Below are 18053 nucleotides of genomic sequence, written 5' to 3' on the forward strand. Positions count from 1 at the left end.
AAATGGTTATTTTGAAGCTGAAGTAAACAACGCAGAGTAATCTGTGTTGCAAATACGCTGTACCGCAGGATGTTGAATCATCCTTTCGGCGAAAATCGCGTGGTACTCTTCCATCACGTTCTCAACGCGGCCTATCTCCATAACCGAGTCATCGTTATAGAAATCATTAGCGTAAAGCGAAGGTGCAACGAAAATAGCGTTATGCGTCGCTCCAAAAGCTTTCATCAACGCAGCATCATCAAACTCCCCCAGAATTTCAACGTTTAAGCCCTGAGAGTTAAACCAGTTTAATAGCTTGCGTCCCAACATTGAGCGACGCCCCGGAATAAGTAAGCGACGCTCTTCCAGACAGGCAGGAAACGGCTTTTCTGGCAGCGGGTTAGTGCACCAGAAACTGACACCACACTCGCCAATTTTTATGGAAAACAGCCCTTCCTGCTGGGTGGAGTCTATCGGGCAGTCAGAGATGATCATGTCCAGCTTATGCTGACTCAGTTGCTCCAACAGCATCTCGTGCGTCGATTCAAAACAGCGTAAATGGATCTGCTCGTCTTCCACCACTGCGGCATTCAATACACTACTGACCAGGCGTTTGGAAAGAGCATCTGCCACGCCAACATCAAACAACAAATTGGACTCTTTGCGATAGTTGACGATATCCAGCATTTCCTGGCTTAAGGTGAACATTTTATCGGCGTAGCGATAGACCAGCTCCCCCAGTTCGCTGGGTTCCAGACCACGTCCTTTACGCTTAAATAGTTTCCCTTGCAGGCGCTCTTCCAGCGCCCGGATCTGCCCAGTAATGGTTTGTGGTGTTAAATAAAGCGCCTCCGCTGCGCCAACCACAGAACCTTCTTTATAGACATGCCAGAAGTAATACAAGTGGTTGTAATTGATATGAGACATGCTCATTTCTCTCCCTGATAAGAATGAAAAGGGAGCCATTTATGGCTCCCCGGTACATCGTCCTGTCAAACTGATGGACGTAAACGAATGCGTAACCAGCTATATCCAATTACTGCCGAAGAGATTGAGCCAACCAGAATGCCCAATTTCGCCCAGTTAATCAGTTCTGGATCTACGCTACCAAAAGCCAGGCTGGCAATAAAGATAGACATAGTAAAACCGATACCGCACAAGATCCCAACCGCCATAATTTGCTGATAAGTGGTTCCCTCTGGCAAATGAGCCAGTTTCAAACGCAGCGCCAACCAGCAGAACAAACTAATACCCAACGGCTTGCCAATCAGCAAACCGGCGATGATCCCTAATGGCAAGATGGAGGTCAGGCCATCCAACGTCACGCCTTGCAGAGAAACGCCGGCATTGGCAAAAGCAAACAGCGGCAAAATCAGATAAGCCACCCACGGATGCAGAACATGCTCCAGGCGCTTCGCCGGAGAACGGCCATGCTTCTCTTTCAATGGAATAAAGAAACCGACAATGACACCTGCCAGCGTTGCGTGGACACCTGATTTCAACACTGCGGTCCACAGCACCACGCCGACCAGAATATAAACTCCCGTGCGGCGAACACCACAAATGTTCAGCACCGCGAGCACCGCAATTGCTACGGCTGCAACGCCAAGAGAGGTCATCGACAAATCATTAGTGTAAAACAAGGCAATGATTATGATGGCCCCAAGATCATCGATAATAGCCAGCGCCATCAAAAAGATCTTCAGCGCCAACGGTACACGACTTCCCAATAACGCCAGAACCCCCAGCGCAAAAGCAATGTCAGTTGCAGCTGGGATTGCCCACCCTTCACGTGTGATAGGATCGGCGTAGTTAAAGGCCAAATAGAGCAATGCCGGGACAATCATCCCGCCGATTGCGGCAATAACTGGAAATGCCGCCTGGCGCAAACTGGCCAGCGATCCTTGCATCAGCTCGCGTTTAACTTCCAGACCAACCAACAGGAAAAATACCGCCATTAACGCGTCATTTATCCATAACAGCATGTTTTTATTGATTTCAAGAGAACCAACCCGGAGCTGAACCGGCGTCTCAAGAAAGTCGTGATACCATCCACTGGTTGCGCCGCTGTTGGCCATAATCATCGCCAGAACAGCGGCAATGATGAGAATAATGCCTCCCGAGGCATCACTGCTAAAGAATCGATGCAGATGTTTCACTTTTTATTTCTCTTTCAGGTGAATAGATCGTTTTTACTATTTTACTCTGCACGAATCATCGTTAAAATCAGATTATAGTGTAGGAATAATTCGTTTTTTACGATCTATAAAGAAGATTAAGTCACCAGCAGAGGAAGTGTTTTTGGCGCTCGAAAGCGGTGGCTGATGACCTCAAGCCATGATAATCATAGCTTAAGGTCTGGATTTCTGAGGGATTAATTCGGAAAAGTAATAATTAATTTGTTGTAAGTCGGCGTCGTTTGTTAGGACAATATTTCAAAAATAATCCAGCTTGTCGTCAATAATTGCGATAAAGAGATAAATTAAAGTTAAATAATTAAATCCTTAAAAAATTACGCCATAAAAATGCGAGGCGTCTTCAGGATTAGAATCGATAAAACAGAGTGGGTTAAAGAGAGCGGTATAATAGCGGCGGGTGCTTGAGGCTATCTGTCTCAGGCATTAGCTGGATGGCAGATAGAGAAAAGCCCCGAGTGATATTTTACCATCAACCCGAGGCCCCCTATATGCAGAACACATGTAGAGTGCCTCTTACTGACCGAAAGGTCAAGGAGAAGCAGGCTATGAAGCAGCAAAAGGCGATGTTAATCGCCCTGATCGTCATCTGTTTAACCGTCATAGTGACGGCACTGGTAACGAGGAAAGACCTCTGCGAGGTACGAATCCGAACCGGCCAGACGGAGGTCGCTGTTTTCACGGCTTACGAATCCGAGTAAGAGCAACGGCGGGGAGTTATCCCCGCCACTTTACAGGTGCTCGCATATCTTCAACGCACCCTATTTTTTTACCCAGGCCTGCCCACGGGCAGGCTTTTGGGGAGGTTAGCGAGTCAGGTCGTCGAAAAACTTCTTCACGCCATCAAAGAAACTCTTCGAACGCGGACTGTTGTGCTCGCCGGTTGGGCCACCGAAGCTTTCCTGCAGCTCTTGCAGCAGTTGTTTCTGCTTCTCGTTCAGACCTACCGGTGTTTCGACCACTACGCGGCACAGCAAGTCACCTTGCGCACCGCCGCGGACAGACTTGACGCCTTTACCGCGCATACGGAACAGCTTACCGGTCTGGGTTTCGCCAGGCACTTTCAGTTTGACGCGACCATCAAGGGTCGGTACTTCGATTTCGCCACCCAACGCCGCCATAGCGAAGTTGATCGGGACTTCGCAATACAGGTTGTTGCCTTCACGCTCGAAAATCGGGTGCTGTTTAACCTGAACCTGAACGTACAGATCGCCTGCCGGTGCGCCGTGTTCGCCCGCTTCACCTTCGCCCGCAAGACGGATGCGGTCCCCGGTATCCACCCCTGCCGGGATTTTAACGGACAGCGTTTTGCTGCGCTCAACACGACCATGACCATGACATTTGTTGCACGGATCTTTGATCAGCGTACCGCGGCCCTGACAGTGTGGACAGGTCTGTTGTACGGCGAAGAAGCCCTGGCGCATCTGCACCTGACCAGAACCATGACAGGTCGGACAGGTCTGCGGCTGCGTACCTGGTTTTGCACCACTACCGTGGCAAACGTCACACTCTTCCAGAGTCGGAATGCGGATCTCTTTGGTCACGCCACGTACAGCTTCTTCGAGGGTGAGCTCCATGTTATAGCGTAAATCAGCACCACGCGCCGCACGTTGACGACCACGTCCGCCGCCAAAAATATCGCCGAAAACGTCACCAAAAATATCGCTGAAGTCTGCGCCGCCGCCAAAACCGCCGCCGCCCATGCCGCCTTGCTCAAACGCCGCATGGCCATACTGATCGTATGCCGCACGTTTTTGCGAGTCGGTCAGAACTTCATAAGCTTCCTTGATCTCTTTAAATTTCGCTTCGGCCTCTTTGTCACCCTGGTTACGGTCCGGGTGGTATTTCATGGCCAGGCGTTTGTAGGCCTTTTTGATTTCACGCTCTTCCGCTGTTTTGGAAACGCCTAAAATCTCGTAATAATCTTGCTTAGCCATCTTTTTTGATTTGCCCCTAGATGAATGCACGGGCGGAGAGGAAATTCCCCTTCGCCCGTGTCAGTATAATTACCCGTTTATAGGGCGATTATTTTTTGTCTTTGACTTCTTCAAATTCAGCGTCGACAACATCGTCATCTTTCGCGTTGTTTGCAGAAGCATCAGCACCGGCAGTCTGCTGCTGGGCATGTTGCTGCTGGGCGATTTCCATCAGTTTCTGGGAAACCTGTGCCAGCTCCTGCATTTTCGCTTCGATAGCGGCTTTGTCTTCACCTTTCAGAGCAGTTTCCAGTGCAGTCAGCGCAGACTCGATAGCAGTTTTGTCGTCAGCCGGCAGTTTGTCGCCTGCTTCTTCAACCTGCTTACGGGTGCTGTGCAGCAGATGGTCGCCCTGGTTGCGGGTCTGTACCAGCTCTTCAAACTTACGGTCAGCTTCGGCGTTCGCTTCTGCGTCGCGTACCATTTTCTGGATTTCATCTTCGTTCAGACCAGAAGAAGCCTTGATGGTGATCTTCTGCTCTTTACCGCTGTTTTTATCTTTCGCGGAAACGTGCAGGATACCGTCAGCATCGATATCGAAGGTAACTTCGATCTGCGGCATACCGCGCGGTGCCGGGTTGATACCATCCAGGTTGAACTGACCCAGAGATTTGTTATCAGCCGCACGTTTACGTTCACCCTGCAGCACGTGGATGGTTACCGCAGACTGGTTGTCTTCAGCGGTAGAGAACACCTGGCTGTGCTTGGTCGGGATAGTGGTGTTTTTCGCGATCAGCGTCGTCATCACACCGCCCATGGTTTCGATACCCAGAGACAGCGGGGTAACGTCCAGCAGCAGTACGTCTTTTACGTCACCAGTCAGAACACCACCCTGAACAGCAGCACCGATTGCTACAGCTTCGTCCGGGTTAACGTCTTTACGCGGCTCTTTACCAAAGAACTCAGCAACTTTCTTCTGAACCATTGGCATACGAGTCTGACCACCAACGAGGATAACGTCGTCGATATCAGATACGGACAGGCCAGCGTCCTGCAGTGCAACTTTCAGCGGCTCAATGGAACGGTTTACCAGATCTTCAACCAGGCTTTCCAGTTTCGCACGAGTCACTTTGATGTTCATGTGTTTCGGACCGGTCGCGTCTGCAGTGATGTACGGCAGGTTAACGTCGGTCTGCTGAGCGGAAGACAGCTCGATTTTCGCTTTTTCTGCCGCTTCTTTCAGACGCTGCATTGCCAGCGGGTCGTTGCGCAGGTCAATACCCTGATCTTTCTTGAATTCTTCAACCAGATAGTTGATCAAACGGCTATCAAAGTCTTCACCACCCAGGTGGGTATCACCGTTGGTAGCCAGAACTTCGAAGGTTTTTTCGCCGTCAACTTCGTCGATTTCGATAATGGAAATATCGAAAGTACCACCACCCAGGTCATAAACCGCGATAGTACGGTTACCAGTACCTTTGTCCAGACCGTAAGCCAGCGCAGCTGCGGTCGGTTCGTTGATGATACGTTTTACTTCCAGACCAGCGATACGGCCTGCGTCTTTGGTTGCCTGACGCTGAGCATCGTTAAAGTATGCCGGTACAGTGATAACAGCTTCAGTTACCGGTTCGCCCAGGTAATCTTCCGCGGTTTTCTTCATTTTTTTCAGCACTTCAGCAGAAATCTGCGGCGGTGCCATTTTCTGGCCTTTAACTTCGACCCATGCGTCGCCGTTATCAGCAGCAATAATTTTGAACGGCATGATGGAAACATCACGCTGTACTTCTTCGTCCTGGAAGCGGCGGCCAATCAGGCGTTTAATCGCAAACAGGGTGTTTTGCGGGTTCGTCACTGCCTGACGTTTAGCCGGCTGACCAACCAGAGTTTCACCATCCTGGGTATAGGCAATGATAGAAGGCGTGGTGCGATCGCCTTCGGCGTTCTCCAGCACACGAGGAGTGGTGCCATCCATAATCGCTACACAAGAGTTGGTAGTACCCAGGTCGATACCAATAATTTTACCCATCTAAACGTCTCCACTATATATTCGGTCATCATGTGGTATGAGTCTGTAATAGGGGCGAAACGTCTGGTTTCAACTGCCCAATTTCATTTTTTTGCAGACTCACTCACTGCGGTTGACTACTAAATGGGGTCGTAACCCACGTCATCAAGGGGGAGATGCAAAAATTTTTTGTGCTTTTGCGCAGAAATTTCGTGATATGCCGTAAGAAGACATGAAACAGACGGCAATTTCATTCATATAAAGAATGAATCCAACACAAGAGATTCACCAAAAAATTGTAATAAAAAGAAAAGATTACATACCTGAATCTTCTTTTCGCCAGCAGTAAACTAGTGGCTATTCATCCCCTACTGCTCCCCCGCTAAGAGAATCTTTATGAAATCCGTTTTTACGATTTCCGCCAGCCTGGTACTTAGCCTTATGCTGTGCTGCACGGCGCAAGCTAACGACCATAAAATCCTCGGCGTCATTGCGATGCCGCGTAACGAAACCAACGATCTGGCACTGAAACTCCCCGTTTGCCGCATCGTAAAACGTATCCAACTCACCGCCGACCACGGCGATTTACAGTTGAGCGGCGCGTCGGTTTATTTCAAAGCCGCCCGTAGCGCCAGTCAAAGCCTGAATGTTCCCGCCGAAATTAAAGAAGGGCAAACCACCAGCTGGATCAACATTAACAGCGATAACGACAACAAACGCTGCGTGTCAAAAATCACCTTTTCCGGTCATACAGTGAACTCGTCCGATATGGCCACGCTGAAAATTATCGGCGACGATTAACGCTTGAACAGAGAAGCCACAATAAATGAATGTTAATTACCTGAATGATTCAGATCTGGATTTTCTCCAGCATTGTAGTGAGGAGCAACTGACCAATTTCGCCCGTTTGCTCACCCATAACGAAAAAGGCAAAACTCGCCTCTCCAGCGTTCTGATGCGTAATGAACTGTTCAAATCGATGGAAGGGCATCCCGAGCAACATCGCCGCAACTGGCAGCTAATTGCCGGAGAATTACAGCATTTTGGCGGCGATAGTATCGCTAACAAACTTCGCGGACACGGTAAACTGTACCGGGCCATTTTGCTCGACGTCTCAAAACGGCTGAAGCTAAAAGCCGACAAAGAGATGTCTACGTTTGAAATTGAGCAACAATTACTGGAACAATTTCTGCGTAATACCTGGAAGAAAATGGACGAGGAACATAAGCAGGAATTTCTCAAGGCGGTCGATGCCAGAGTCAACGAGCTGGAAGAGCTATTACCGCTGCTGATGAAAGACAAATTATTGGCAAAAGGCGTGTCGCATCTGCTTTCCAGCCAGCTTACCCGCATTTTACGTACCCACGCAGCAATGAGCGTTCTCGGGCATGGCCTACTACGTGGTGCGGGGCTTGGTGGCCCGGTGGGCGCGGCATTAAACGGAGTTAAAGCCGTCAGCGGTAGCGCCTATCGCGTTACTATTCCGGCGGTCCTGCAAATTGCCTGCCTGCGTCGAATTGTCAGCGCCACTCAGGCCTAATCCCTCACATCGGGGAAAATTTTCATTTTCCCCTCAAAAGATCATGGACACTACTCCATTGGCTGATTATTATGCCGCGCCCTGAAAACACTACAGTTATTCAGGGAAATTATTTCACCATTCATTCAATGATGATTTTTGAGGAATTATGGGCAACACTAAGTTGGCTAATCCGGCACCGCTGGGCCTGATGGGCTTCGGCATGACCACCATTCTGCTTAACCTGCACAACGTGGGTTATTTCGCTCTGGACGGTATTATTCTCGCTATGGGCATCTTCTACGGCGGTATCGCGCAAATTTTTGCCGGTCTGCTGGAGTATAAAAAAGGCAACACTTTCGGTTTAACTGCCTTCACCTCTTACGGTTCTTTCTGGCTGACGCTGGTTGCGATTCTGCTGATGCCGAAACTGGGCCTGACCGATGCGCCAAATGCGCAGTTCCTTGGTGTCTACTTGGGTCTGTGGGGCGTGTTTACGCTGTTTATGTTCTTCGGCACGCTGAAAGGCGCACGCGTTCTGCAATTCGTATTCTTTAGCCTGACCGTGCTGTTTGCCCTGCTGGCGATCGGTAACATTGCCGGTAACGAAGCAATCATCCACTTCGCAGGCTGGATTGGCCTGATCTGCGGTGCCAGCGCAATTTATCTGGCAATGGGTGAAGTGCTGAACGAGCAGTTTGGTCGCACCGTTCTGCCGATTGGTGAGTCTCACTAATCGTTAAGATCCCCCCGCTCGAAGGGATAAGATTGTTAACAACGTGCGCTTTGTTTATGCCGGATGCGGCGTGAACGCCTTATCCGGCCTAAGAAATCGTGCAAATTCAATATATTGCAGGAAACTCGTAGGCCTGATAAGCGTAGCGCATCAGGCAGTTTTGCGTTTGTCATCAGTCTCATCCCCCGCCTGGGGGGATTTTTTTATTCGCTAACTTCGCGTCTTGCACTCTTCGGTCTGAATGCTGCCACCACTTCCGGTGCAGTTTCAACGTAAGGTCCTTCCAGCAACTGAATGCAGTACGGTACGCTGGCGAAAATGCCATGTACCACGACCTTACCCTCGGCATCCTTCACGCCTTCCAGTGTCTCTTTGATGGACTTCGGCTGACCGGGTAAGTTAAGGATCAGTGCCTGCTTACGAATCACCCCCACCTGGCGCGAAAGGATCGCAGTTGGCACAAAATGCAGGCTAATCTGGCGCATCTGTTCACCAAAGCCTGGCATCTCGCGGTCCGCTACTGCCAGCGTCGCATCGGGCGTTACGTCACGGCGCGCCGGGCCAGTACCGCCGGTTGTCAGCACCAGATGGCAACTCATTTCATCCACCAGCTCACACAACGTTTGCTCAATGATCGCCTGCTCATCGGGGATTAAGCGAGTTTCCAGTTCAAACGGCGTGGTTAGCGCCGATGTCAGCCATTCTTCCAGCGCAGGGATGCCTTTATCCTGATAAACGCCGCTGGACGCGCGATCAGAGATGGAAACTAAGCCGATACGTAAAGTATTCATCAAGATTTTTCCGTTTAAACAGTCTCGTTAAACAGAATGATACACTGCGAAGGGAGTGACAGACAGGCTTCAGAAGAGGTAGCGTGACCGACTTCCCGGTCACGCTAAGAATGATTACAGCAGATCGCCGATCATTTTTTCCAGTTTTTCCTGGTCAACAGCAAACTTACGGATACCTTCCGCCAGTTTATCAACTGCCATTGGGTCCTGGTTGTGCTGCCACAGGAACTCAGACTCGGTGATACGCGCAGGACGCGCTTTCACTTCACCAGTGTAAGACAGTTTACGTTCGATAGCCCCTTCGCTCTCAGCCAGCTCTTTCAACAGTGCCGGTGCGATGGTCAGACGGTCGCAGCCTGCCAGTTCCAGAATTTCGCCGATGTTACGGAAGCTTGCGCCCATAACCACGGTTTCATAACCGTGTTCTTTGTAGTACTGGTAGATTTCAGATACAGAAACGACACCCGGATCTTCTGCCGGAGCGTACTCTTTCTTATCGGTATTGGCTTTGTACCAGTCAAGAATACGGCCAACAAACGGAGAAATCAGGAACACGCCCGCTTCCGCACAAGCACGTGCCTGAGCGAAGGAGAACAGCAGAGTCAGGTTACAGTTGATACCTTCTTTTTCCAGCTGTTCTGCAGCACGGATACCCTGCCAGGTAGAAGCCAGTTTGATCAGAATACGATCGTTGCTAATACCTGCATCGTTGTAGAGCTTAATCAGGCGTTTTGCTTTCGCAATTGACGCTTCGGTGTCATAGGAAAGACGCGCATCAACTTCAGTTGAGATACGGCCCGGAACCAGTTTCAGGATTTCCAGACCAATATTTACTGCCAGTTTGTCGGTCGCGTCCACGATCTGCTGCGCGCGATCGTTGCTCTGCTGTTTCGCCCAGGCGACAGCATCATCAATCAACTTACGGTATTCCGGAATTTGCGCTGCGTTAAGAATGAGAGAAGGGTTGGTTGTGGCATCCTGCGGTTGATACAGCTTCATTGCCGCGATGTCCCCAGTGTCGGCCACTACGGTGGTGTACTGACGAAGGGAGGTCAATTTGTCCGTCATGATAGTATTTCTCTTTAAACAGCTTGTTAGGGGGATGTAACCGGTCTGCCCTGATGATATCACGACGTAACGACAGCGCAACCGCAGACAAAAGGGTTATCACCAGGCAAGACTGTTTCGGATTTCTGACATGGCGTTGATATCACCCGCCATTTTTAAACAAAACCTCATGTATGCTACGCAGACGTTATCAACCAATGCACATCGTATATAATTCTTAATCAATTGGTAACGTTTACACAGGAATGTAACCGCGCGCCGGCGACAAGAGGGATACGAATGCCTGATTTTTTCTCTTTTATTAACAACGTACTATGGGGATCAGTGATGATCTACCTGCTCTTCGGCGCAGGCTGTTGGTTCACTTTTCGTTCTGGGTTCGTTCAATTTCGCTATATTCGTCAGTTTGGCAAAAGTCTTAAAAATAGCATTCATCCGCAACGAGGCGGTTTAACTTCTTTTCAATCATTGTGTACCAGTCTCGCCGCGCGCGTCGGCAGCGGCAACCTGGCAGGCGTTGCGCTGGCTATCACCGCCGGTGGACCGGGTGCCGTTTTCTGGATGTGGGTTGCCGCGTTTATTGGCATGGCGACCTCTTTTGCCGAATGTTCCCTTGCCCAGCTTTATAAAGAACGTGACGTCAATGGGCAGTTTCGCGGCGGACCAGCATGGTATATGGCGCGTGGATTAGGGATGCGCTGGATGGGCGTTCTGTTCGCCGTCTTTTTGCTCATCGCCTACGGACTGATTTTCAGCGGTGTTCAGGCAAATGCCGTCGCTCGCGCGATGAGCTTTGCATTTGATTTCCCTCCGTTAGTAACGGGTGTCATTCTCGCCATTTTTACCTTGTTGGCGATAACTCACGGCATTCATGGCGTCGCCCGGTTAATGCAATGGTTTGTCCCTATTATGGCGTTAATCTGGGTACTCGCCAGCCTGGTCATTTGCGCAATGAATATCGGGCAACTTCCACACGTTATTTGGTCTATTTTTGAAAGCGCCTTTGGCTGGCAGGAAGCGGCAGGCGGCGCGGCGGGTTATACCCTGAGTCAGGCGATTACTAACGGCTTTCAGCGCAGTATGTTTTCCAATGAGGCGGGGATGGGATCAACACCGAACGCAGCGGCGGCGGCGGCATCATGGCCACCGCATCCGGCAGCGCAAGGTATTGTCCAGATGATCGGCATCTTTATCGACACGATGGTGATTTGTACGGCAAGCGCCATGCTGATATTGCTGGCTGGTAACGGCACCACCTATTTGCCACTGGAAGGTATCCAACTCATTCAGAAAGCAATGCGTGTATTAATGGGTTCCTGGGGGGCAGAATTTGTCACGATAGTGGTGATTCTATTTGCCTTCAGCTCGATCGTCGCCAACTACATTTATGCCGAAAATAATCTCTTCTTTTTACGGCTGAACAACCGGAAAGCTATCTGGAGTCTGCGTATCTGTATCTTTGTTACAGTCATTGGCGGCACCCTACTGAGCCTTCCGATGATGTGGCAACTGGCCGATATTATTATGGCCTGCATGGCAATCACCAATTTGACCGCGATTTTGCTGCTTTCCCCTGTGGTGCATATCATTGCCAGCGATTATCTGCGCCAGCGTAAACTCGGCGTACGTCCGGTGTTTGATCCGCTGCGCTACCCGGATATCAGTCAGCAACTGTCCCCTGACGCGTGGGATGATTTGTCGCAGGAGTAATCACAACTATCGATCAACTCATCCACTTTTTTTGCTACAGTCGCAGTAAATTTCCTGCAAGGACTGGATATGTTGATTCTGATTTCACCTGCTAAAACACTTGATTATCAAAGCCCTTTGGCCACCACACGCTACACGCTGCCGGAGCTGTTAGACAACTCCCAACAGCTTATCCATGAAGCGCGAAAACTAACGGCACCGCAGATTGGCAAACTGATGAAAATCAGTGACAAGCTGGCCGATCTCAACGCTACCCGCTTTCATGACTGGCAGCCTGACTTTACGCCAGAGAATGCCCGGCAGGCAATTCTGGCATTTAAAGGCGATGTCTATACCGGCTTGCAAGCCGAAACCTTTAGTGAAGAAGATTTTGCTTTTGCCCAGCAGCATTTACGTATGCTTTCCGGTTTGTACGGCGTACTGCGCCCGCTCGATTTAATGCAGCCATACCGTCTGGAGATGGGGATCCGTCTTGAGAATGCGCGGGGTAAAGACCTGTACCAGTTCTGGGGGGATGTGATCACCAACAAGCTAAACGAAGCGCTCGAAGCACAAGGCGATCAGGTGGTGATTAACCTGGCGTCAGATGAGTATTTTAAATCAGTGAAACCGAAGAAATTAAATGCCGAGATAATCAAGCCGGTATTCCTCGATGAGAAGAACGGCAAGTTTAAGGTCATCAGCTTCCATGCTAAAAAAGCGCGTGGCCTGATGAGTCGGTTTATCATTAAAAATCGCCTGACCAAGCCAGAGCAACTGACAGGTTTTAACAGTGAAGGTTACTTCTTCGATGAAGCCTCTTCCAGCAATGGCGAACTGGTGTTTAAACGCTACGAACTGCGTTAAGTTTGCGGTAAATGCCGGAGGTCATCCGGCATTTATATTTAGCGGTGATGTCTGCCAGGCCTCGGATAATGATCATCCCGGTGATCATGACGATGATCGTCACGATGATCGCGATGATCGCGATGATTATTATAGTGCGGCTGCAGTCCGTATGGGTGCCAGCGATTGCCTCGCCATTCATAATTTCTGTGCCACCAGTCGTGGTCACGCCAGTAACCGCCATCCCAGTAGAAACCGCGATAATCACGATCGCCAATCTGTAACTTTACTGATGGCACCAGCATTATTTCCTCAGCCTGCGCTGCCATAGGAGCAACCAGAATCAGGGAAAATGCGAGTAAGAGAGATTGCATCTTTTTCACAGGTGACTCCTTATTATCATTGCCAGTTATGGGCCGATATAAGGAGCTTACGGTAAAAGAATCCTCGTTGTCATTATCCAATCTAAGTCACCGCATTTATTGAAAATTTCTCCTTTTTTTCTGTCGATTTTTCTCATATTTCCTCCACAAAAAAGCCGAGCTGTATAAACACAAGCCCGGCTATTTTTTCGGAATTTAATAGATATTAATTATGATTCATCATGAGTTTGCGCAGCGCAGCAAAATCGGCAGGCAAACTATGTGAAAGTAAGGGTAAATCAGCACGTTCTGCCAGCTCTTTTGGCAGTTCCAGCGTTTCACCAAGAATCACTTCCACGCTCTCTTTAAACTTCGCCGGGTGCGCGGTGCCGAGGAACAGACCATATTCTCCCGGATGAAGCTGGTCACGCAGCGCACGGTAAGCCACGGCAGCATGCGGTTCCGAGGTATAGCCCAGTGCTTTTAACTCACGCATTGTCTGCCGGGTGGTTTCATCATCCACCGCCGCATAACCCAGCTCCTTCAGTTGCCAGATTTTACGGCGGAACAACTCTTCCACTCGCGGCCAGTTGTTTGGCTGGCTGACATCCATCGCATTGGATAATGTCGCCTGGGTAGCTTTAGGCACCCAGTGCCCGTCGTGCAGGAAACGCGGCACCGTATCGTTAACGTTAGTGGCAGCAATAAAACGTTTCACCGGCAGACCGAGTGATTTCGCCAGCAATCCTGCCGTCAAATCGCCGAAGTTTCCGCTCGGCACTGAAACAACTAGCTGGTTACGCGCTTCCTGCGGCAACTGCGCCACGGCTTCAAAGTAATAGCAAATCTGCGCCAGCAAACGACTGATGTTAATAGAGTTAGCAGAGTTCAGTCCCAACGCCACTTTTAGTTCTTCATCATCGAATGCCTGTTTAACAAGAGCCTGGCAGGCATCAAAATCGCCGTCGATGGCGACGGTTTCAATATTGCCACCCAGCGTACAGAACAGTTTTTCTTGCAGTGGACTGATTTTGCCGTGCGGGTAAAGGATGACCACTTTAACGTTCGGTAAACCGTAGAAAGCGTGAGCCACTGCCGCTCCGGTGTCGCCGGAAGTCGCAGTCAGAATAGTCACTGGCTTATCGCCCGCAATATGGGTCAGCATTTGCGCCATAAAGCGACCGCCGAAATCTTTAAATGCCAGCGTTGGCCCGTGGAACAACTCCAGACAACCGACGTCATTTTCAACTTTGGCAACCGGAGCCGGGAAAGCGAATGCCGCGTGCACGCGCTCTTCCAGAACTTCCTGTGGGATCTCATCACCAATAAACGCCGAGAGGATCTTCGCGCTGCGAGTGACGAAATCCAGTTTCAGCATCTCATCAATTTCGGTCAGGCTGAATTCCGGTAGCTCATGAGGGAAAAACAACCCCTGATTTTTGCCCAATCCCTGCGTTACGGCTTGCGCAAAACTGACCTGCTCGTTGTGATCTTTCAGATTGTAGAGTTTCATTTAGTTTTCCAGTACTCGTGCGCCCGCCGTATCCAGCCGGCAAATATGAACAAAACCTTCCTGATTTTGCAGGTAATTCTTACCTAACCAGTCGGCAACTCGCTGGGCGGTATCCTGTTTATCGCACAGGGCGAACAAGGTCGGCCCCGAGCCAGAGATACCGCTCGCTAGCGCACCGATTTCCGCGACCGCCTGTCGTGCCTGTCTGAAACCTGGCAGTAAACGTTCACGATACGGCTCGGCGATAACATCTTTCATCAGCTTTGCGGCCAGATCAGGCTGGCGGGAATAGCAGGCATGAATGAAGCCCGCCAAGTGTCGCCCGTGAGCAATGCAATCCTGGCGGCGATACTGCGCCGGTAAAATAGCCCGTGCTTCTGCCGTCGAGACTTTAATCCCCGGATACGCTAACACCCATAACCACTCATCAAATCCTGGTACCTGCTGGCTGATGATGCCGTTTTCTTCGATCATCAACTGCATGCCGCCAAGAAAACACGGTGCTACGTTGTCGTAATGAATGCTGCCGGAGATACGCCCTTCCAGTTCGCCCATCAAGGCCAGCAGGCGGGTATCATTGAGCGGCTTACCACAGTGTTCATTCATCGCCACCAGCGCCGCGACCACCGAACAGGCGCTGGAACCTAAGCCAGAACCGATCGGCATATTCTTTTCCAGGGTCATCGCCACCGGAATTTGCTTACCCACTTCCTGGCAAAAACGCTCCCAGCACTGATAAACGATATTTTCCTGCGGTTCTGACGGCAGCTTGCCTGCAAACCGTCCAAGATTGTTGAGACTGAAGCGCTCTGCTGACTCAACCGTCACTACATCTCCCAGCAAGGAACCATCAACAGGCACCACCGCCGCCCCGAGCACATCAAACCCGACGCTCATATTGGCACTGGAAGCCGGAGCATAAACCTTAACCATTTTAGACTCCTAACTTCCATGAGAGGGTGCGCAGCAGATCGGCAAAGACACCGGCAGCTGTAACGTCATTACCCGCACCGTATCCGCGCAGGACCAGCGGCAGTGGCTGATAATAGTGGCTATAGAAGGCCAATGCGTTTTCGCCGTTTTTCACTTTGAACAGCGGATCGTTGCCATCCACTTCAGCAATCTTCACGCGACAGACGCCATCTTCATCAATATTGCCAACATAGCGCAAAACTTTTCCTTCATCACGGGCCTTCGCTACGCGCGCGGCAAAGAGATCGTCGAGCTGTGACAGATTCGCCATAAAAGTCGCAACATCGCCTTCCGCGTTAAACTCTGAGGGCAGCACAGATTCGATTTCGATATCCGCCAGTTCCAGTGATCGTCCTGTTTCACGAGCGAGAATCAACAGCTTGCGCGCCACATCCATACCAGAAAGATCATCACGCGGGTCCGGTTCGGTATAGCCCATTTCTCTTGCCAGCGTGGTGGCCTCGGAGAAGCTCATCCCTTCGTCTAACTTACCGAAGATGAAAGAAAGCGAACCAGAAAGAATGCCAGAGAACTTCATCAATTCATCACCCGCGTTGAGCAGGTTTTGCAAGTTCTCAATGACCGGCAACCCCGCACCGACGTTGGTGTCATAAAGGAATTTACGCCGTGATTTTTCCGCCGCGTAACGCAGCTGATGGTAGTAATCCATCGACGAGGTGTTGGCCTTTTTGTTCGGCGTGACAACGTGGAAACCTTCGCGCAGGAAGTCGGCATATTGATCCGCCACCGCCTGGCTGGAAGTGCAATCGACAATCACCGGATTCAGCAAATGATATTCTTTCACCAGGCGAATTAAGCGCCCAAGGTTGAACGGCTCTTTGGCTTGGGCCAGTTCTTCCTGCCAGTTATCCAGGTTAAGGCCATGCACATTAGTCAGCAGCGCCTTCGAGTTAGCAACGCCGCAAACGCGTAAATCGATGTGTTTGTTCTTCAGCCAGCTTTGCTGACGCTTTAGTTGCTCCAGCAGCGCGCCGCCAACGCCACCGACGCCAATCACAAACACTTCGATAACCTGATCGGTATTGAACAGCATCTGGTGGGTAACGCGTACGCCAGTGGTCGCATCATCGTTATTTACCACGACAGAGATTGAGCGTTCAGAAGACCCTTGAGCAATGGCGACAATGTTGATATTGGCGCGGGCCAGCGCAGCAAAGAATTTCGCCGAGATCCCACGTAAGGTGCGCATACCATCGCCCACCACCGAGATAATGGCCAGCCGTTCAGTGACCGCCAGCGGCTCCAGCAAACCTTCTTTCAGTTCCAGGTAGAACTCTTCCTGCATCGCGCGTTCAGCACGCGCACAGTCGCTTTGTGGTACGCAGAAACTGATACTGTATTCGGAAGATGATTGCGTAATCAGCACCACTGAAATGCGGGCGCGTGACATTGCCGCAAAGACGCGCGCCGCCATGCCGACCATTCCTTTCATCCCCGGACCAGAAACGCTGAACATTGCCATGTTATTCAGATTGGAAATGCCCTTGACCGGTAATTCGTCCTCATCACGGCTGGCACCAATGAGCGTACCTGGTGCTTGAGGATTTCCGGTATTTTTAATCAGGCAAGGGATCTGGAACTGAGCGATAGGGGTAATGGTGCGAGGGTGAAGAACTTTAGCGCCGAAGTAGGAAAGCTCCATCGCTTCCTGGTACGACATCGACTTCAACAGCCTCGCATCGGGCACCTGACGCGGGTCGCAGGTATAGACACCGTCGACATCCGTCCAGATCTCGCAACAATCGGCGCGTAAACAGGCGGCCAGTACCGCGGCGGAGTAGTCAGAACCGTTACGTCCCAGCACCACCAGCTCACCTTTTTCATTACCGGCGGTAAAACCAGCCATCAGCACCATGTGGTCAGCCGGGATGCGGCTTGCCGCAATACGGCGGGTGGACTCAGCAATATCGACCGTAGATTCGAGGTAATGACCGATTGCCAGCAGCTTTTCGACCGGATCGATAATGGTAACGTTGTGGCCACGCGCTTCCAGTACCCCGGCCATAATGGCGATCGACATTTTTTCACCACGGCAAATCAGCGCGGCGTTGATGCTGTCCGGGCATTGCCCCAACAAGCTAATGCCATGCAGGACATGTTTGATTTGGGCAAATTCTTGATCAACGAACGCTTTCAATTGCGCCAACGGGAATCCCGGCTGGGCGGCGGCGAGTCCCGTCAGAAGTTCGGCAAAAATACGTTCGGCATCGCTGATATTGGGTAAAGCATCCTGACCGCTAATGGTTTTTTCTATCATTGCGACCAGATGGTTGGTAATTTTGGCGGGGGCAGAGAGGACGGTGGCCACCTGCCCCTGCCTGGCATTGCTCTCCAGAATATCGGCAACCCGCAGAAAACGTTCTGCATTTGCCACTGATGTACCGCCGAACTTCAACACTCGCATGGTTGTTACCTCGTTACCTTTGGTCGAAAAAAAAGCC

General features: G+C 50.7%; 16 protein-coding genes and 1 other annotated feature (1 of these 17 running past the window's edge). Of the genes, 6 read left to right on the forward strand and 10 right to left on the reverse strand.

Annotated elements, in window-relative coordinates; translation table 11 throughout:
• Nucleotides 1–6 precede the first annotated feature (6 nt).
• Nucleotides 7–912 (reverse strand): transcriptional activator NhaR, encoded by a 906-nt coding sequence (gene nhaR, locus AACS80_RS03395; RefSeq protein WP_130204829.1) that lies wholly within the window; start codon nt 910–912, stop codon nt 7–9.
• A 59-nt stretch (nt 913–971) separates the two neighbouring features.
• Nucleotides 972–2138, reverse strand: coding sequence for a Na+/H+ antiporter NhaA (gene nhaA, locus AACS80_RS03400; protein ID WP_135409446.1), 1167 nt, complete (start codon nt 2136–2138; stop codon nt 972–974).
• A gap of 584 nt (nt 2139–2722) precedes the next feature.
• On the opposite strand from nhaA, the gene hokD reads away from it, so the two are divergent.
• Nucleotides 2723–2875 carry a Hok/Gef family protein gene (hokD, locus tag AACS80_RS03405; protein ID WP_205714141.1) on the forward strand — a complete coding sequence of 51 codons (153 nt, stop codon included), beginning with the start codon at nt 2723–2725 and terminating at the stop codon, nt 2873–2875.
• A gap of 105 nt (nt 2876–2980) precedes the next feature.
• On the opposite strand, the gene dnaJ is transcribed toward hokD, so the two are convergent.
• Both dnaJ and dnaK read right to left on the reverse strand, forming a co-directional pair.
• Nucleotides 2981–4111 (reverse strand): molecular chaperone DnaJ, encoded by a 1131-nt coding sequence (gene dnaJ / locus AACS80_RS03410; RefSeq protein WP_001118464.1) that lies wholly within the window; start codon nt 4109–4111, stop codon nt 2981–2983.
• A gap of 88 nt (nt 4112–4199) precedes the next feature.
• Nucleotides 4200–6116 carry a molecular chaperone DnaK gene (gene dnaK / locus AACS80_RS03415; RefSeq protein WP_000516135.1) on the reverse strand — a complete coding sequence of 639 codons (1917 nt, stop codon included), beginning with the start codon at nt 6114–6116 and terminating at the stop codon, nt 4200–4202.
• 375 nt (nt 6117–6491) lie between these two features.
• Between dnaK and AACS80_RS03420 the strand changes: the two genes are divergently transcribed.
• The 3 genes from AACS80_RS03420 (at nt 6492) to satP (ending at nt 8350) form a co-directional block, all read left to right on the forward strand.
• Complete coding sequence (locus AACS80_RS03420; RefSeq protein WP_130259604.1) at nt 6492–6896, forward strand: DUF2541 family protein; 405 nt, start codon at nt 6492–6494, stop codon at nt 6894–6896.
• A 25-nt stretch (nt 6897–6921) separates the two neighbouring features.
• The gene (gene msyB, locus AACS80_RS03425) at nt 6922–7635 is read left to right on the forward strand and encodes an acidic protein MsyB (RefSeq protein ID WP_130217496.1); all 714 of its coding nucleotides are present in this window, start codon (nt 6922–6924) and stop codon (nt 7633–7635) included.
• A gap of 148 nt (nt 7636–7783) precedes the next feature.
• On the forward strand, nt 7784–8350 hold the full coding sequence (gene satP, locus AACS80_RS03430; protein WP_064530367.1) for an acetate uptake transporter: 567 nt from the start codon (nt 7784–7786) through the stop codon (nt 8348–8350).
• Nucleotides 8351–8553: 203 nt separating this feature from the next.
• Here satP and mog read toward each other — a convergent pair whose 3' ends face one another.
• Complete coding sequence (mog, locus tag AACS80_RS03440; RefSeq protein ID WP_130204821.1) at nt 8554–9141, reverse strand: molybdopterin adenylyltransferase; 588 nt, start codon at nt 9139–9141, stop codon at nt 8554–8556.
• Nucleotides 9142–9255: 114 nt separating this feature from the next.
• Entirely contained in the window at nt 9256–10209 is a 954-nt protein-coding gene (tal, locus tag AACS80_RS03445; RefSeq protein ID WP_000130187.1) for a transaldolase, read from the reverse strand.
• A gap of 279 nt (nt 10210–10488) precedes the next feature.
• Here tal and AACS80_RS03450 point away from each other — a divergent pair, with 279 nt between their 5' ends.
• Both AACS80_RS03450 and yaaA read left to right on the forward strand, forming a co-directional pair.
• Nucleotides 10489–11919 (forward strand): alanine/glycine:cation symporter family protein, encoded by a 1431-nt coding sequence (locus AACS80_RS03450; RefSeq protein ID WP_130204819.1) that lies wholly within the window; start codon nt 10489–10491, stop codon nt 11917–11919.
• A 69-nt stretch (nt 11920–11988) separates the two neighbouring features.
• Nucleotides 11989–12765 (forward strand): peroxide stress protein YaaA, encoded by a 777-nt coding sequence (gene yaaA / locus AACS80_RS03455; protein WP_130204817.1) that lies wholly within the window; start codon nt 11989–11991, stop codon nt 12763–12765.
• A gap of 38 nt (nt 12766–12803) precedes the next feature.
• Here yaaA and AACS80_RS03460 read toward each other — a convergent pair whose 3' ends face one another.
• The 4 genes from AACS80_RS03460 to thrA all read right to left on the reverse strand — a co-directional run bounded on the left by AACS80_RS03460 (nt 12804) and on the right by thrA (nt 18016).
• Nucleotides 12804–13127, reverse strand: a complete 324-nt coding sequence (locus AACS80_RS03460; RefSeq protein ID WP_135409445.1) for a DUF2502 domain-containing protein — start codon at nt 13125–13127, stop codon at nt 12804–12806.
• Between the two features lie 205 nt (nt 13128–13332).
• Entirely contained in the window at nt 13333–14619 is a 1287-nt protein-coding gene (gene thrC / locus AACS80_RS03465) for a threonine synthase (RefSeq protein WP_135409444.1), read from the reverse strand.
• Nucleotides 14620–15552 carry a homoserine kinase gene (gene thrB, locus AACS80_RS03470; protein WP_131161271.1) on the reverse strand — a complete coding sequence of 311 codons (933 nt, stop codon included), beginning with the start codon at nt 15550–15552 and terminating at the stop codon, nt 14620–14622.
• 1 nt (nt 15553) lies between these two features.
• Nucleotides 15554–18016 (reverse strand): bifunctional aspartate kinase/homoserine dehydrogenase I, encoded by a 2463-nt coding sequence (thrA, locus tag AACS80_RS03475; protein ID WP_135409443.1) that lies wholly within the window; start codon nt 18014–18016, stop codon nt 15554–15556.
• A gap of 25 nt (nt 18017–18041) precedes the next feature.
• Nucleotides 18042–18053, reverse strand: a sequence feature (Thr leader region); it runs 108 nt beyond the window's last position.

It is taken from the genome of Escherichia sp. E4385 (assembly GCF_963883145.1).
Taxonomy (GTDB): Bacteria; Pseudomonadota; Gammaproteobacteria; order Enterobacterales; family Enterobacteriaceae; genus Escherichia.

Bases quoted from the DNA above. Each gene is read 5' to 3' on its own strand.
- nhaR (WP_130204829.1), bottom strand. From the start codon at position 912: ATGAGCATGTCTCATATCAATTACAACCACTTGTATTACTTCTGGCAT.
- hokD (WP_205714141.1), top strand. From the start codon at position 2,723: ATGAAGCAGCAAAAGGCGATGTTAATCGCCCTGATCGTCATCTGTTTA.
- dnaJ (WP_001118464.1), bottom strand. From the start codon at position 4,111: ATGGCTAAGCAAGATTATTACGAGATTTTAGGCGTTTCCAAAACAGCG.
- dnaK (WP_000516135.1), bottom strand. From the start codon at position 6,116: ATGGGTAAAATTATTGGTATCGACCTGGGTACTACCAACTCTTGTGTA.
- AACS80_RS03420 (WP_130259604.1), top strand. From the start codon at position 6,492: ATGAAATCCGTTTTTACGATTTCCGCCAGCCTGGTACTTAGCCTTATG.
- msyB (WP_130217496.1), top strand. From the start codon at position 6,922: ATGAATGTTAATTACCTGAATGATTCAGATCTGGATTTTCTCCAGCAT.
- satP (WP_064530367.1), top strand. From the start codon at position 7,784: ATGGGCAACACTAAGTTGGCTAATCCGGCACCGCTGGGCCTGATGGGC.
- mog (WP_130204821.1), bottom strand. From the start codon at position 9,141: ATGAATACTTTACGTATCGGCTTAGTTTCCATCTCTGATCGCGCGTCC.
- tal (WP_000130187.1), bottom strand. From the start codon at position 10,209: ATGACGGACAAATTGACCTCCCTTCGTCAGTACACCACCGTAGTGGCC.
- AACS80_RS03450 (WP_130204819.1), top strand. From the start codon at position 10,489: ATGCCTGATTTTTTCTCTTTTATTAACAACGTACTATGGGGATCAGTG.
- yaaA (WP_130204817.1), top strand. From the start codon at position 11,989: ATGTTGATTCTGATTTCACCTGCTAAAACACTTGATTATCAAAGCCCT.
- thrC (WP_135409444.1), bottom strand. From the start codon at position 14,619: ATGAAACTCTACAATCTGAAAGATCACAACGAGCAGGTCAGTTTTGCG.
- thrB (WP_131161271.1), bottom strand. From the start codon at position 15,552: ATGGTTAAGGTTTATGCTCCGGCTTCCAGTGCCAATATGAGCGTCGGG.
- thrA (WP_135409443.1), bottom strand. From the start codon at position 18,016: ATGCGAGTGTTGAAGTTCGGCGGTACATCAGTGGCAAATGCAGAACGT.